We start from the raw sequence: 14871 nt of genomic DNA on the forward strand, positions 1-14871 counted from the left end.
CGGAGCCGGGGGGGTGTACCGAAGGGCGCCAGCGCTCAAGATCAATCTCGGCGCCAACCACGGTTCCGTTGTTCAAGGCCAAGCGACCGCCTCATGGTGGCGTCGCTGCGCGTCGCTGATCGCGAGTCTGTGGTGCTGCTGCCCGGTCCGGAGCGGTTGCCGGTGCGCTTCGTCGGGCACCAGCTCGTCGTCCGGGCCACGCATCCGCCTCGGCGTCGGTCGCTCAGGCGGCGAGGGCGGTGCGGCCTGCGGCGTAGACGCGGGCGACCTCGACGACGCGCTTGCCGAGCTCGGAGGCGGTGGCGATGTCGGCCTTGTGTACGCCCTCGACGCCCTGGTCCTGGTTGCTCTGGGCGGCGGCGCCGAGGAAGAAGCCGAGGCGGTTGAGGTCGTTCTCGGACGCCGTGGAGGTGTTCCAGCCGGGCATCAGGCCGAGGCCGACCCAGTGCATGTGGTGCTGCCCGGCGAGCACGGTGAAGTATTGCAGGGTGTTGAGCTTGTCGCCGCTCTTGCCCGCGGAGATGGTGAAACCTGCGGCGATCTTGTCCTTCCACGCCTGGTTGAACCAGCGCTTGGAGCTGGCCTCGGCGAAGGCGTGGAAGACGGCGGAGGCGGTGCCCATGTAGGTGGGCGAGCCGAAGATGATCGCGTCCGAGGCGTCGAGCAGGTTCCACTGCTCCTCGGAGATCTCCTCGACGTTGATCAGGTGGGCGGTGGCGCCGGCGGTGGTCACCCCATCGCGGACGGCCTCGGCGAGGACGGCGGTGTGGCCGAAGCCGGAGTGGTAGGCGATGGAGACGACAGGGGTGGTCACGTTCACTTGCTCCTTCGGATGTGCATGTCGGGCCGCGCGGGATCCGGGCCGCGGGGCCCTTGAGTACTCTTTGCTCAGCTGGCGTTGAACGCCTCGGCGACGGTCAGCGTCTCCTCGTACTGGTGCAGGCGAACGATCCGGCCGTCCTCGACCGTCAGGTGCATGGCCGTCGGTGTGCTGAACTCCTTGCCATTGGCCGCGACGGTGTGCGTGAAGACCGCAAGCAGCACCACGTCACCACCGTCGACGATGACGCGCTCCAGCACGGCCTTGCTCTTGCCGTCCGCGAAGTGCGACCACATCGTGGTGAAGTACGGCGCGACCTCCTCCCGGCGGGTACGGCGCCCGGTCCAGGGCAGCGCGTCGCTGCCGGGGACGTGCCAGTCGATCTCCTCGGCGAACAGTTCCTGGATGCCGTCGGGGTCATGCTTTGCGAGGCGCTCCACGAACTTCTGGGCCACGGTCCGCGGGGTCTGCGTATCTGTTGTCATCGTCCTTGTCCTTTGTCTCTTCGTTTGCATCAGGTGTCGGTCGGGCCTCAGCCCTGGAACAGGAAGTGCGGTCGAGCCGCTCGCCGTCATGGCCCGCGCGGCCCGTGCCGCCCGCCTCGCCGGTCCGGTGCCTCAGGCCCGGCCGGCCTGCGGGTTGGTGAACATGTGGTTGCCCGCTACCGCGTCCTTCGCGGGCACTTCGTCCTGCAGGACGTCCCAGTGCTCCACCACCAGGCCCTCCTCGAAGCGGAATATGTCGACCACCACGAGGGGCGTCTCGGTGCTGCCGGAGTACCTGCCGTGGATCATGACCAGGTCTCCCTCGGCGATGATCGCTCCCGGCTCGTACCGGCTGGCGTCGGGCAGGTCCGCGATGAACGTGCGCAGCCCGGCCCTGGCCGGCGGGATGAACGGGTTGTGCTGGATGTAATCGGGGTGCAGGTACCGGTCCAGCGCGGTGAAGTCCTTCGAGTTGAACGCGGTCGTCAGGAATTCGAGGACGGCGGCCTTGTTCCGCTCCGTCTCCGTCTTCGTTCGGCTCTGAGTCATCAGTTCTCCACGGGGTTGCCGACTGACGCGGCTTTGTTGACTAGCTGGACCACAATAGGAGCATGAAGTGGTCCAGTCGGTCAACAAAGCGAAGAGCGTCAGGCGATCCGTCCCCGCCGGCACCGAGGGCCGGGTTGCCGACCATTGTGGTCCACCTGGACCACAATGAGGTATCGTGAGGTCATGGGACGAAACCGAGGCTTCGACGAGACCACCGTGCTCGATGTTGTCCGCGACCGGTTCTGGACCACCGGATTCGTCGGCACGTCCACCTACGACCTCATGGACGCGACCGGCCTGGGCAAGGGCAGCATCTACAAGGCGTTCGGCAACAAGCACGACCTTTATGTGCGCGTCTTCTCCGACTACTGCCAGGGCCTCGTCGCCCAGGCCCGCGAGGAGCTGCGGGACGGCCCGCACGCGGTGCTCACCTCGCCGATGGCCCGCCTGGAGCGCTACGTCGTCTCACTCGCCGACGCCTTCGCGACCGAGTCGCCCCGCCGGGGATGCTTCCTCACCAAGGTCACCGCGGACCGCGCCGGAGAGGACGAGATGGTGGCGGCCACGGCCCGTCGCGCGTTCGAGGATCTCGCCGGCGCCCTCGCGTCCGCGATACGCGACGCCCAGGACGCGGGAGAAGTGGCCGAGCACGCCGACGCCACAGCCCTGGGATATCTGCTGCTGAGCGTGATCAGGGGCATCGACAACATGGCCAAGGCGGGTGTCGACGCCGCGACGCTCCGGCAGACGGCCCGGGCGGCGCTGGAGCTGATCCCCAGGGCGGACGCACCGAACGTGCGGCGCTGACATCCCCCTCTCGTCCGACGACGGACATGCCGCGGCGGACATAAGCAAAATGTGCGCCGTTCGGCCCGAGCAGCCCCGTCACTCCCTCGGTGAGCCGCAGCGTGACGTCGTCCACCGCTCTCGTGCCGCGACAACTCAGGGTCAGCCCAGCGGCCGAGACCGTGGGTGGTGTCAGGGCCAGGCTCGCCAGTGCGCTCAGTGCCGTCGTCGTCGCCAGCACCGCGACCGTCCGCACCATCAGCAGCCGGAAGGTGTGCATCGGCGCGACCACCGCGGTCTCGTACGTCGGGTCAAGGCCCGGACCGAAGGAGACCGCCACCCCCGCCAGCGGCAGCAGCGGCGCCGTGGCCAGGAGCATCAGCGGTGACGCGGCCACGCCCACGCCGACCGCGAGCAGCAGTGTGAGCACCACGGCGCCGAGCCAGGAGCGGCGCAGCACCGGGGTCGCCGCGAGCAGCCGCGCTGTGTGGTCGGCCACCCCCAGCCGGATCAGGAGCGACTCGACGGGTGACCACGTCGCCTTCCCGGTGGTAGCGGGCGGCTCCCCGCCACACGTCGAGGAACGTCTCCTGTACGACGTCGTCGACCAGCACCGGATCGGCGCACCGCCCGCGCAGCCGCAGCACGAGCCAGGGCGCGTACCGGCGGGACAGCTCTTCGAAGGCGCGGCGGTCCCCGTCCGCGACCGCCCGCATCAGCTCGGCGTCGCCCGGACTCCCCCGTTTCATTTCGCTCACACCCCCTCATCGGACGGGAGGCCCCGAGCGGTTCACACCGCGGCGGACGACATTCTCCGGAACGGCAATCGACCACGCCGAAGGCTCCCGCACGAGACGTACGAGACGTACGAGGCGTACGAGACGTACGAGGCGTACGAGGCGTACGAGACATACAGGCTGTACGTGACATCCTCGTGGGGAGCCCTCGGCGCAGGGGGCGGGGTGGGTCAGCCGATGCGGATCTCGGCGAGTTGCAGACGGTACTTGGCGGACTCGTCCGTGGCGGGCCTGCCGAGCCTGGTGACCCTCAGCCGCAGGTGGCGGCCGGTGGCGGAGGAGAGGGGGTAGGTCTGGGCGGCTCCGTCGGGGTTGGGTTCGCCGGTGACGGTGCGGGCGGTGGTGTAGGAGGTGGCGCCGTCGAGGCGGGTCTGGATCGTGAAGTCGACCGGGAAGCCCGCGGTGCCGCCGCCCGCGCCGGCGGTGTCCGTGCGCGGGTGGAGGGTGACGGTGCCGATGGCCCGGTCGGCGCCGAGGTCGACCTCGATCCACACGGGTGTGTCGCCGACGTCGGCGGAGGGGAAGTCGATGCTGGTGAAGCCCTTGGCGCCGGCCGCGCTGGTGAGGACGCCGTCCAGGACTCGGGTCTTGCCCCAGTCGCCGTTCTCCAGGGTGCAGTTGCCGGTGACCGTGGTCGCGGCGGTGGGGACGGTGAGTTCGGCGAGCTGGAGGCGGTACTTGGCGGACTCGTCCGTGGCGGGGGCGCCGAGCCGCGTGGCCTGGAGCCGCACGTACCGGGCGGTCGTGGTCCTGAAGCCGTACGTCTGCACGCGGCCGTCGGGGTCGGCCTGCCCGGTGACGGTGCGGACGGTGGTGTAAGCGGTGGCCCCGTCCGCGCGGCTCTGGATCGTGAAGTCGACCGGGAAGCCGGCCGTGCCGCCCCCGGCGGCCGGGGTGTCGGTGCGGGGGAAGAGGCGTACGGCGTCGAGGTCGGTGTCGGCACCGAGGTCGACCTCGACCCAGACGGGGTTGGCGCCGATGTCGGCGGAGGAGAAGTCGTTGCTGGTGTAGCCGCGTGCGCCGCTGACACCGGTGAGCTTGCCGTCGGTGAGCCGGCTCCTGCCCCACTCGCCGTTCTCCAGGCTGTTGTTGCTGGTGACGGGGCGGCCGAGCGCGAGGTCGTCGAGCCGGCCCGCTCCGGTGACCGTGAACGTCCACGCGCCCGGCTGGAGGAGGAAGTAGACGTACGAGGCGTCCTTGCCGTCGTAGGTCAGCCCGCCGACGCTGCCGGTGGCGGAGCCGCCGCTGAAGACCGTGGTGTCGCCCGCCTTGACGACGGGCTGCGCGCCGCCGTAGGTGGGCACGCCCACCCGGGCGGTCGTGCCGCCGGGTGACGTGAGCGTCAGCGTCACCTTGGTGCCGTCGCGGGTGATCCCGAAGCGGACGTCGCCCTTGCCCGTCGGCACGACGGAGTTGATCTTCGTCAGGGTGCCGGTCTGCGGGACGACCTCGTACCGGCTCCAGCCGGGCTCGGTGGGGCGGACGCCCGCGGCGTAGGCGGACAGGGCGTACAGGGGGCCGCCGTTCCAGGCGTGGTTGTCGGTGCCGGCGGCCTTGTCCCACAGCTCCCACAGGGTGTGGCAGGCGGGGTCGGTGACCTGGGCGGCGAAGCGGTTGCGCATCCGCTCCTCGGCGACGGTGGCCGCGCCCATGAGGTAGAGCGCTTCGAGGACGTAGAACTCCATGTAGGGGCTGGCGTTGAGGTGCGTGCGCAGCACCTCGGTGACGGCCTTGTACCGGGAGGCGGGGGCCAGGCCGGCGACGACGGCGAGTCCGTTGCCACGGTCGTCGGTGTCACCGGTGTAGCCGGGTGAGCGGTACTCGCCCCGGGAGGAGTTCCACAGGACGCGGTCGAAGTTGGCCTTGATGCTGTCGCGCCGGGACTTCCACCCCGCCACGTCGCCGGTGTTGCCGCTGAGGTCGGCGAGCTTGGCGGCGGTGTCCAGGGCGAGGTAGTACCAGCAGTTGTCGAGGACGCGGGCGTCGATGTTCGAGCCCCAGTCCTCCCAGTCCCAGTCGCCCGCCCGGTGGTTGACCAGGCCGTCGCCGTCCAGGGTCCACAGGTCGAGGTACTTCTTCACCGCCGGGTAGGCGCCGGTGACCGCGCTCTCGTCACCGGTGTAGAGGTAGTACGTCCAGAAGGACCACACCGAGGCGAGCATCTGGACGGGCAGTTCGGCGGTCCAGATCGTCGTGGGGGCCGGGGAGTACAGGGCGCCGCTGGACTTCTGCCAGGCGGCGAGCTGGGCGATGGCCTTCTTGCCGAGGGCGTGGGACCTGGTGTCGAAGGTGTAGAAGCCCTCCTTGAGCTGGTTGACCACGTCACCCCACCACTGGGCACGCTCACGCGTGGGGCAGTCCATGTAATTGTCGCGCATGTTGACGTACATGGTGCGCGCGGCCTTGGTCCACAGGGTGTCCAGGAAGGCGTCGTTGCTGCTGAACGACCCCGCGAAGTCGGTGTCGTAGCCCGACTCCCGGTACTTCAGCTCCAGGATCGTCACATCGGCGGGGATCGTGTACCGCACCGCCGTGCCGCTCATCCACGCCAGCGACTCGAACTCCTGCACCCCGCCGGCGCAGATGTAGGTGGCGCGCATGTTGTACTGCGTGCCGGGCTCGATGCCCACCAGTCCCGCGCCGTCGTCGTAGTGGTCGGTCTGGATGCCGATCACGGCACCGGCCGGTGCGTCCACCTTCAGGAACGGGGTCACCTGGATGTTCGATGGCAGCGTGGCCGAGATCGCGGTGGATCCGCGGCCCGTGGTCGGCAGCGACGAGGCGTTGGCGTACGTCTTCAGTCCGGAGTGGCGGAACTGCGGGATCGGGCGCTCGACGAGGCCGTTCCAGGGCGCGGCGCCCACGGCGCCGAAGTCGGTCGGCGCCGTCCAGGCGCTGTCGTCGAAGCCGGGCGAGCGCCAGCCGGACATGACGGCGGCGGCACGGGCGTCGTAGTGGACGTTCGACTCGGGCAACCGGAAGTTGACCTGCGTACCGCTCGTGTTGTTCGAGTAACCGGGGTGGACTCGGTGCTTCCAGCCGGTGTCGCTGACCAGCCGGGTGGTGTTCGCGCCGGCCTCGATGTCCGACTGGAACAGCAGCCCGCCCTTGCCGCTGCTGTTGTGCGAGAAGCCCTGCTTGCCGAAGTACCACACCAGCAGCGCCACCGTGTTGCTGCCGCTCTTCAGGTACGGGGCGAGGTCGATCTCGTCGTAGTAGGTGTCCGTACGGTTGGGGCCGCGCTTGAGCCCGCCCTCGAAGACCACCAGGGTGCCGTTGACCCACAGCCAGTACTTCGAGTCCGCCGCGATCCGCGTGACCGCCTTCGAGGGTGCCGCGGCGAGGGTGAACGATCTGCGGAAGGCCACCCACTGGTTGGCGGAACCGGCCGGGGCCCAGATCCACTTCGCGCTCCAGGAGACGGCGGCGGACGCCGTGGACGCGAGCCCCGGCAGGACGAGGGAGCCCAGGGTGGGGGCGAGGGCCACGGCTATGGCCGAGCACAGGGTGGACCGGCGGGTGAGGTCGGGCATGGCGGCTCTCCTACGGCGATGACTGAGGGGCGGCTGAGAGGGGCGGCTGAGGGGCGGACTGGGAGGTGGACCTGGAGGTGGACCTGGAGGTGGACCTGGAGGTGGACCTGGAGGTGGACTGAATCGATTCAACCCGAGGTCGCATGCGGCTCATTCGTAAAACGTGCCACACGGGGAACGCCCAAACACTGAGGCGAGGGGGGCCGGATCGTCAAGGACCCTGCGAGTAACGTTCCAAAACGCCGCCGAGGCGGAGCGGTGCGTGACGACGGAGGTGGGAACCCCAGTGCAATCGACCGGCGGCTCGAAGCGAGCCACGATCGCCGATGTCGCCCACACCGCCGGGGTGTCCACCTCGGCGGTGTCGAAAGTGCTCAACAACGGCTACGGGGTGAGCCCCGCGATGCGTGAGCGGGTGCGGACGGCGATGGCCGAGCTGGGCTACCGCCCGCACGCCGCCGCGCGGGCGATGCGGGGGCGCACGTACACGCTCGGCGTTCTCCTCGCGAGTATCCGCAACGCCTTCTACGCCGATCTCCTGGACGGCGTGAACGCGGTCCTGCGGGACACCGAGTACGCGCTGTTCCTCGGCTCCAGCGGCTCGTCCGAGAAGTCCGAGAAGGAGGAGCAGACCCGGCTGATCCACGCGATGGTGGACCGGCGCATGGACGGCATGATCCTGATCGCGCCCGCCGTCCGGCGCTCGGAGGTGGTGCGTCTCGCGGCCGAGGTGCCGACGGTGGTCATCGGCCACCACGACCCCTCACCGGCCTACGACTGCGTGGTCAACCAGGACGGCACGGGCGTCGACCTGGTCATCGACCACCTCGTCGACCTCGGACACCGGGACATCGCCCACCTGTCGCATCCGACGGTGCGCGGCACCCAGTGGGAGCAGCGGCCCGAGCACCACGTCCGCGCCGCCTACCGAGGGGCGATGGCCCGGCACGGGCTGGCGGACCTGGCCCGGATCGTGCACTCCGGCTACTCGGACGAGGGCGGCTACCGGGGCGCGCGGGAACTGCTCACCTCCGAGCGCCCGCCCACCGCGATCTTCGCCGGCGCGGACGTCGCCGCGACCGGTGTCCTCCGGGCCGCGGCGGAGCTGGGCCTGCGTGTCCCCGAGGACCTGTCGCTCGCCGGCTACAACAACACGTCGGTCGCCGCGCTGGCCCCGGTGAGCCTCACCAGTGTCGACCAGGCGGGCGCGCTGATGGGCGAGACGGCGGCCCGGCTGCTGCTGGAACGCGTCGAAGGCCGACGCGACCGCGCGGTCGTGACGGCGTCGACCCCACACCTGGTGACGCGGGGCAGCACGGGGGCGCCTCGGAGTGGGTCGACGGGGCTGCCGGTGCGGCAGCCGACCCGGTGAGTCGCGTGGAACGTGGATCGTTCCACGACGGGAGGTGGGCGTGCCGGAAGTGAACGCACTACTCGAAGCGCACGGCCACTCGCGCCTCCTCGGCTGACGGCCGCAGCTGTCCCTCGCCCGAGGCATGCGTCCGTGGTGCGATGGAAGAGGGCGTGGTGCGATGGAAGGGGTGGGCGCGGAGGAAGGGGGCGGTTGCGACGGAAGGGGGCGGAGAGGAGGGCGATCATGCCCGCGACGAAGCGACCGAGTGTCGCGGCCTCGGTGTCGGTCCGTCCGCTGGCCGAGCAGGATCTGGACCGGGCCGACGAGATCTTCAGGGTGGCCTTCGGGACCTTCCTCGGGAGCCCTGAGCCGGAGACGTTCTTCGGGAGCGCCGACTACGTCCGCACCCGCTGGGCGGCGGATCCGCACGCGGCCTTCGCGGCGACCGTCGAGGGCGAGGTCGTCGGCTCGAACTTCGCCGCCGACTGGGGCAGTGTCGGGTTCTTCGGCCCGTTGACCGTACGCCCGGACCTGTGGGACCAGGGCGTCGGCAGGCGCCTCATGGAGCCGGTCATGGCCTGCTTCGACACCTGGGAGAACCGCCACCTCGGCCTGTTCACCTTCTCGCACAGTCCCAAGCACCTCGAGCTCTACCGCCGGTACGGTTTCTGGCCCCGGTTCCTCACGGCCATCATGAAGAAACAGGTAGCCGTGAGTGCGGCGGTCCCCGGCCGTGTGCTGTACGGCGAGCTGACCGCGGCTGAGCGGCCCGACGCGCTGGGCCTCGGTCGCGCGCTGACGGAAGCCGTGTACGAGGGCCTGAACGTGGAGCGCGAGATCACGGCCGCACAGGAGCAGGGGCTCGGTGACACCGTCCTCCTCGACGGCGCCGCCTCCGATCTCGACGGTCTGGCCGTCTGCCACTGCGGAGCGGGGTCGGAGGCGGGTGAGGACGTGTGCTTCGTCAAGTTCGGCGCGGTACGGCCCGGCCCGGGCGCGGCGGAGAGGTTCGAACGACTGCTGGACGCGTGCGAGCAGTTGGCGGCCGAGAAGGGCCTCGGACAACTGGACGCCGGAATGAACCTGGCCCGCGAGGACGCCTATCGCTCCATGGTCGACCGTGGCTTCCGTACCTGGCTGCAAGGCGTGACGATGCACAGGCCCAACGAACCCGGCTACAGCCACCCGGACGCGTACGTGATCGACGACTGGCGCTGACCTGCACCACCGGCACGGCAATGCCATGTGGTTCGACATACGATGATGCCTCGCGGGCCCTGAGCGCGGTGATCGGCGCAGTGGAGTAAGGACTCGTCACTCCCCCGTGGCGGCAGGCAGGTCGTGCCACCAGTGACCGCATCCGCCGGAGCAGAAGCGGTCGCGGCGCCGTTCGTCCGCGACCGCGAGTACCGCGACCAACAGCCGGAACGCCTTGCGCCGTTCATCGACAGGAGTGAGGCCGGCGATCTTGCCCAGTTGCTGGTCGATCGGGCCCCGGGTGATCAGGACCGCAGGCGTGTGCGTCGGGCGCAGCCCGGCACGCCGGATGCTCTCCGGTCCGTCCTCGGTGACGGCGCGGGCCTGCACGCAGTGATGGCACAGGAACAGGAGCACTTCGGCCTGCTCCTCCGGGCCTTGGGCGTCGAACCACTCGACGCCCTGTGCCATCGGGCGCAGACCTTGGGCGAGTTCGTTGAGGATGATGTCCCGCTCGGTCATGATCACTTCTCCTGGTCCAGCGAGACGAAGGCCTCAGCGGTGTCGTCGACGGGAGCACGGAGTTGCTTCACGGCTCGTCGGCATTGTCACGGGGGTAGGGAGTCGGAGTTCGCGTCGTGACGACGATCTCGGCGTCGAGCCCGGCCGTCCACATGAGCTCCCCCGGAGCGATGTCACCCATGGTCGGCCGGCCCTCGTAGTCGGATGGCCGGACAGAGGTAGAAGAGTTCGGGATCGCCTTCGTCCAGGCCATGGAGCAGGCCGACCGGGCTCCAGCCGACGATCTGCAAGAGGCGCTGCATGGGGTGGTTGGAGACATTGGTCGAAGTGAACAGCTTCGGTGTGGTGCACGCGGCTTCAGTGGCCTTGAGGAGATGCGTGCCCACGCCCTGTCGGCGGGCGGTGGGCGCGACCATCAGCATGGTGACGAAGCCCTGCTCGAAGAACGTGTACTCCAGCACGCTGTAGCCCAAGGGACCGACCGCATCCCGGGCAACGAGGACCCTGCCTTGTTCGCACCAGCGTCGGATACTCACCCCTCGCGCGTGGTCGCCCGCTGCGGCGACGGAGTCGATCCCGGCCAATCCGATCCAGTCAGAGGCAGTCGCACGACGCGTCACCAGCACGCCAGGATTCTCCGGAGCCATGTGGTACATCGTGGCAGCCGAGAAGGCGGGGTGCTCCCCCATGAGGAAGTCGTCTCATTTGGCGAGTCGGCGGTAGCAGATGAGGGTGCAGGCAATGGCGGCGAAAGCGAGGAAGTGTTCGGCTTTGCGCTCGTAGCGGCGGTGGAGTCTCGGCAGCCGGCGAGCCAGGTTACGGACCAGCGGATCGGCGGGATACCCCGCACAAGCGGCTCCAGGGCCTGACTGTCGTGGATGTTCGCCCCCGAGATGCCCACCGACAGTGACGGACCGGTCCGCTGGTAATCAACTGGACCCGCCAAGCTGCTCCGGACCCGCCGTGGGGCGGGCTCCCCGGGTGGCGGCACTCCCGGCCGACCCGGTCCGCCCCTGCACCTGCAACTCTCGACCCGCGCAGATGACTTCACCTCTTCAGCCCGCACGTTGGGTGCCGACACCGAGGCCATCCTGGCGGCCGTTGAGGAGGCCCTGAGCCCAGACCGCCCAAGCGGGGACTGGCCAAGCCCGTTCCGTGCCCTTCAGGATTGCAAGCCGCGGAGCGTGAACAGATACGTACCGCAGGATCCGACAGCAGCGATGTGGGGAGTGCTGGGGGACCAGGCGCAGTCATGCAGGATGTCGTCCACGCCCAGAGACGCCACGCAGGACTGGCCTTCAGAGTTCCAGATGCTCAGCACGCCGTCCATGTCGGTGCAGGCGACGTGGGTCTCATGAGGAGAGAATGCCAGTCCGGTGACAGTCCCCCTGGCGCCGTAAATCAGATATCTGACGCCTTGGAACCCATCCCTGGCGAATACCTGGATAGGTCGCGAAGAACTGGCCCCTGCCATCAACCAGCCATCAGCGGAGGCCGCCACAACATCTATGCCGGCCGAGCGCTCATCCTCTTCCCCGTACTGCTTGTCGTTCCTCAAGTTCACCGTCGGCTGGGAAGTCCAGCAAGTCGTATTCCAGAACCGGATCAATCCGTCCGAACCCGATGCGGCCAGAGTGGCACCGGAGTCGAGCAGGGCCAGCCCGCTGACAGCCCTCAGGACCCGGTCCTTGCCTCCGTCGACATCGTGCATGGTTCGGAGTTTTGCGCCCTCCCGGTTCCATATGGTCAAGGTGTTGTCGATTGACCCGGTGGCCAGCCACGCACCCGCCGGTCCGGCAAGGAGGGCGGTGACGGCCCCCTTGTGTGCCCGGAAGCTTCGGAGAAGCTCTCCTGTTCCGGTCCATATGTGTACGTTTCCCTCCACGTCCCCGCTGGCCAGCCACTGACCTCCCGGCTCGACGGCAACGGTGAGTACCTGCGCGGTATGCCCTCGTAGCACGCTCGGGTCAGCTGAACCGTCGCTAGGGTGGAGAGTTACGTCGCGGCCGGGGCCCGCGGTGACGAAACGGCTGTCTCCGGGAAAGAAGGCCACCTTGTACACCTCGCGTTGAGTTGTCGCGGCGAGGGGGGCGTCCAGCAGTTGCGAGAGTTCCCACTTTCGAATGGGTGCGCTGACCTGGGCGGTGAGGAGAGTGCGACTGTCGCGGGTGAAGCCGATGTCGGACACCGGCGAGGTGAACCCGGTGAGGACCGCGCGAGCTGCGCCGTCGCGCAGGCTCCACACACGAACGGTATCGGCACTACCGCAGGCGACCCATTCTCCGTTCTGGGAGAAGGACACCGAGGGCCAGATGGCAGGGGTCGTGGGGATCGTCTCCTCGGCAAGGAGCCGACCCGAATGCGTGTCCCAGAGTCGGAATGTGTCCGCGAATGCGTCTGCTTGAGCAAGTCTTGAGCCTGTCGAGTCGAGTGCAACACTGCTTTGCAGGACGTCTTGGTCCTGTGCGAAGAATTGCAGGCGGCGCCCGTTCGAAGTTTTCCATAGCGCGATTCCGTCGCCGGCGGCAGTCGCCAACCGTGCGCCATCGGCGGAAAATGCTGCCGCATGGATGTGCTCGTGATGATCCATCAGATGGCGGCCACGACGATCGAGAAAGGGCATGACCCCCAACATGAAGACCAACGTCAGAGCAAGTCCGATGGTCGACAGCAGAACGGTTTGGGTGCGGGACTGTTGGCTGGCCGCCAGCAAGGGGAGCAGCCAAAGAGGGAACGGAGCCCATGAACTGTGGAGCACCCGATGGGTGAGAGCCTGTGGAGTGGGCCGTACGTCACCCGACGCGTCGAAGAACCGCAGCGGGAGGTCACCACCGAGCTCCACCACGCGTGGCAGCGCCGGATCGGCCGTGACAGCCCACCGGCTCTCCGACCCGAACGGGCGAGATCCTGCAACGCTACCGCCAGGCCATAACTGGTCGTTTTCAACCGTTGTCTGTTGCCAGTTCCACAACTGGGCAGGGCCGCCCAGGGGACAACTGACCACGTGGGTGCCGTTACCCAGGATCCCCACGCTCATGACGGGCCTACGATGCAATCGTTCCTGAGCCATGCACTTGCCATCGGCTGTGTCCCAGATGCTGACCGTCCCGTCCCAGTGACCCACCACCAACCACGTACCGTCACGCGAGAGGGCGAAATGCCGGGCGCCGACCTGTGCCAGCGTGCCTCGGAAGGCAGGGTGCGGCAGGTCGGCCGGCGGCCCCATGGGAGCCAGCCAGGCAGTTCCCGTGACAGCCCGCTCAAACCCGGCGACGATCTCCTCCATTCCTTCGACACCGTGCAACCGGGTGATCAGCGTGGCGGCGAAGTGCGAATCGGACTCGCGAGGGGACAGCAGGTGGTAGGTGCGAACCAGCGCTTCGTGGAGCCGACTCGTCGCCTGCCTGGTGGCGTGCGCGAAGTCTCGTGCCAGTCCCGGAGGTCCGGCCCGGTCCATCCGAGCCTCGAGCCATCGCAGCTCGCAGAGCAAGTCATCGGCACCGCCCACCCGGGCTTGGCCGAGGTGGTAGGCGACCCACTCCCACATGTATGGCTCTTCGTCAGGCAGTTGCCACCAATGCTCCTGAGCGTGTCCCTCCAGCAGTCGCCGGTGCAGTGCGGGCAGTCGGGTACCGGTCTCGTGAACTAGATGATCATGGATTACGTCATGCAGCCGGAGCGAGCCATGGGCGCCCAGTTGGAGCTGTTGGACCAGGGAGAGCCGGGCGAGTCGACGGCACAGCACCTCGAGTTCATCCGGGGTCATGAACTCCCGCCAGTGGGTGGCTAGAGTGCGCAGAGGGACTGCGCCGCCCTTGGGGAAGACGGCGAGCTCGACGAAGCGTTCGCGGCCCTGTGGGATCAATGCGTCCAGGTAGCTCAGGCTCCTTTCGGCTGCGAAGGCCAGGCCACGCCGGGTCGGGTGCTGGTCGTCCCAGGCTGTGGGCCCGCGGCTGGCGAAGTCGTCCTGTATGCGGCGGACCGCCCGCGCCAAGGGCTCACCGAACTCGGTCCGTTCACGCAACTCGCCGTGGGCCAATTCGAGCACCAGCGGGCAACGGCCAATGCCCTCCAATACATCGCGCCAATCGATGCCTTCTGTCCCAGCGAGCTCAGAGGTGAGGAGCTGTATCGCCTGCCCCTCTGTCATCTCGTCCACCTCGATAGAGGGTGTTTCTGGTCGGATGTCCCGAGAGCGCGATGTGATCAGGACGACGCATTCGCCCCGTCCTCCGATGAAGGGGGCAAGTTGCTGCTCGTTCCACACGTCGTCGACCACCAGCAGCGTGGGCTTCGCGCCGAGCAGGTCCCGTAGCCGCTCGCCGGCCTGCTGCATGTCCAGCGAGGGTCGATGGTCCGCAACGCCGTCAGCGGACGACGGCCTGAGCAGTTCCACGGTCAAGGCGTTGACCTTCGTAAGGACCTCGACTTCGGCGAGCTGCTCGCCGAGCGACACCCAGTACACCCGTTTCCCGAACCGCTTCCGCACCTCAGGGGATTCGAAGACCATCGACGCCAGTGTGCTCTTCCCGAAGCCACCCGCACCGACCAGTCGCGCGGAGACAGGGGAGCGGCTCGCGCCCCGCGCCGTAACTCGGCGGACCAGGGGCTCATATAGTTCGGGGCGAGCCACCTCGCGGCCGGTCACCGGTGGTCGTGATGATGCCGCCAACAGCAGATCGCTGGCCGATAGGCCGGGCGCAGGGTAGTAGTTGTTCTGAACACCGACGACATCGCCCCAGATGACGCTTTCGCGAAAATCGACATGATCTCCGCCAGTGCTGGACTCTTCCCGATCAGACTCTTCCTCCGACATGGAACCCCCGTT

Annotated in this window: 10 protein-coding genes and 2 pseudogenes; 3 read left to right on the top strand and 9 right to left on the bottom strand. The window is 68.4% G+C overall.

All coding sequences use genetic code 11. The features are described from left to right. Nucleotides 1-223 precede the first annotated feature (223 nt). From ACZ52C_RS34405 to ACZ52C_RS34415, 3 genes are all read right to left on the bottom strand, one after another. A complete protein-coding gene (locus ACZ52C_RS34405; protein ID WP_469078464.1) occupies nucleotides 224-814 on the bottom strand; it encodes a flavodoxin family protein in 591 nt (196 codons plus the stop codon). Nucleotides 815-888: 74 nt separating this feature from the next. Then, nucleotides 889-1305, bottom strand: coding sequence for a nuclear transport factor 2 family protein (locus tag ACZ52C_RS34410; protein ID WP_469078465.1), 417 nt, complete (start codon nucleotides 1303-1305; stop codon nucleotides 889-891). Nucleotides 1306-1437: 132 nt separating this feature from the next. Continuing rightward, complete coding sequence (locus ACZ52C_RS34415; RefSeq protein ID WP_469078466.1) at nucleotides 1438-1854, bottom strand: nuclear transport factor 2 family protein; 417 nt, start codon at nucleotides 1852-1854, stop codon at nucleotides 1438-1440. A 183-nt stretch (nucleotides 1855-2037) separates the two neighbouring features. Here ACZ52C_RS34415 and ACZ52C_RS34420 point away from each other — a divergent pair, with 183 nt between their 5' ends. Further along, the gene (locus ACZ52C_RS34420) at nucleotides 2038-2661 is read left to right on the top strand and encodes a TetR/AcrR family transcriptional regulator (RefSeq protein WP_469078467.1); all 624 of its coding nucleotides are present in this window, start codon (nucleotides 2038-2040) and stop codon (nucleotides 2659-2661) included. Nucleotides 2662-2833: 172 nt separating this feature from the next. Here the strand turns inward: ACZ52C_RS34420 and ACZ52C_RS34425 are convergent. The 3 genes and pseudogenes from ACZ52C_RS34425 to ACZ52C_RS34435 form a co-directional block, all read right to left on the bottom strand. Beyond that, nucleotides 2834-3163, bottom strand: a pseudogene (locus ACZ52C_RS34425) (zf-HC2 domain-containing protein); the annotation flags it as partial. A 10-nt stretch (nucleotides 3164-3173) separates the two neighbouring features. Further along, nucleotides 3174-3389 (bottom strand): annotated as a pseudogene (locus ACZ52C_RS34430) (RNA polymerase sigma factor); the annotation flags it as partial. A 218-nt stretch (nucleotides 3390-3607) separates the two neighbouring features. Continuing rightward, the gene (locus tag ACZ52C_RS34435) at nucleotides 3608-6970 is read right to left on the bottom strand and encodes an alpha-L-rhamnosidase-related protein (protein WP_469078468.1); all 3363 of its coding nucleotides are present in this window, start codon (nucleotides 6968-6970) and stop codon (nucleotides 3608-3610) included. 286 nt (nucleotides 6971-7256) lie between these two features. Between ACZ52C_RS34435 and ACZ52C_RS34440 the strand changes: the two genes are divergently transcribed. Together ACZ52C_RS34440 and ACZ52C_RS34445 are read left to right on the top strand one after the other, a co-directional pair. Continuing rightward, entirely contained in the window at nucleotides 7257-8342 is a 1086-nt protein-coding gene (locus ACZ52C_RS34440; RefSeq protein WP_469078469.1) for a LacI family DNA-binding transcriptional regulator, read from the top strand. A 225-nt stretch (nucleotides 8343-8567) separates the two neighbouring features. After that, nucleotides 8568-9542: a GNAT family N-acetyltransferase gene (locus ACZ52C_RS34445; protein WP_469078470.1), complete on the top strand. Its 975-nt coding sequence runs from the start codon at nucleotides 8568-8570 to the stop codon at nucleotides 9540-9542. Nucleotides 9543-9638: 96 nt separating this feature from the next. Here ACZ52C_RS34445 and ACZ52C_RS34450 read toward each other — a convergent pair whose 3' ends face one another. The 3 genes from ACZ52C_RS34450 to ACZ52C_RS34460 form a co-directional block, all read right to left on the bottom strand. Further along, nucleotides 9639-10043 carry a DUF5958 family protein gene (locus tag ACZ52C_RS34450; RefSeq protein WP_469078471.1) on the bottom strand — a complete coding sequence of 135 codons (405 nt, stop codon included), beginning with the start codon at nucleotides 10041-10043 and terminating at the stop codon, nucleotides 9639-9641. A gap of 173 nt (nucleotides 10044-10216) precedes the next feature. Beyond that, nucleotides 10217-10690 carry a GNAT family N-acetyltransferase gene (locus tag ACZ52C_RS34455; RefSeq protein ID WP_469078472.1) on the bottom strand — a complete coding sequence of 158 codons (474 nt, stop codon included), beginning with the start codon at nucleotides 10688-10690 and terminating at the stop codon, nucleotides 10217-10219. Nucleotides 10691-11205: 515 nt separating this feature from the next. Next, complete coding sequence (locus tag ACZ52C_RS34460) at nucleotides 11206-14859, bottom strand: NB-ARC domain-containing protein (protein WP_469078473.1); 3654 nt, start codon at nucleotides 14857-14859, stop codon at nucleotides 11206-11208. Between the last annotated feature and the right edge of the window lie 12 nt (nucleotides 14860-14871).

It is taken from the genome of Streptomyces sp. NPDC034049 (genome assembly GCF_055575575.1).

Coding starts and splice junctions, on each gene's coding strand:
- ACZ52C_RS34455 (WP_469078472.1), bottom strand. CDS start 10,690: ATGGCTCCGGAGAATCCTGGCGTGCTGGTGACGCGTCGTGCGACTGCC.
- ACZ52C_RS34435 (WP_469078468.1), bottom strand. CDS start 6,970: ATGCCCGACCTCACCCGCCGGTCCACCCTGTGCTCGGCCATAGCCGTG.
- ACZ52C_RS34420 (WP_469078467.1), top strand. CDS start 2,038: ATGGGACGAAACCGAGGCTTCGACGAGACCACCGTGCTCGATGTTGTC.
- ACZ52C_RS34410 (WP_469078465.1), bottom strand. CDS start 1,305: ATGACAACAGATACGCAGACCCCGCGGACCGTGGCCCAGAAGTTCGTG.
- ACZ52C_RS34450 (WP_469078471.1), bottom strand. CDS start 10,043: ATGACCGAGCGGGACATCATCCTCAACGAACTCGCCCAAGGTCTGCGC.
- ACZ52C_RS34415 (WP_469078466.1), bottom strand. CDS start 1,854: ATGACTCAGAGCCGAACGAAGACGGAGACGGAGCGGAACAAGGCCGCC.
- ACZ52C_RS34460 (WP_469078473.1), bottom strand. CDS start 14,859: ATGTCGGAGGAAGAGTCTGATCGGGAAGAGTCCAGCACTGGCGGAGAT.
- ACZ52C_RS34445 (WP_469078470.1), top strand. CDS start 8,568: ATGCCCGCGACGAAGCGACCGAGTGTCGCGGCCTCGGTGTCGGTCCGT.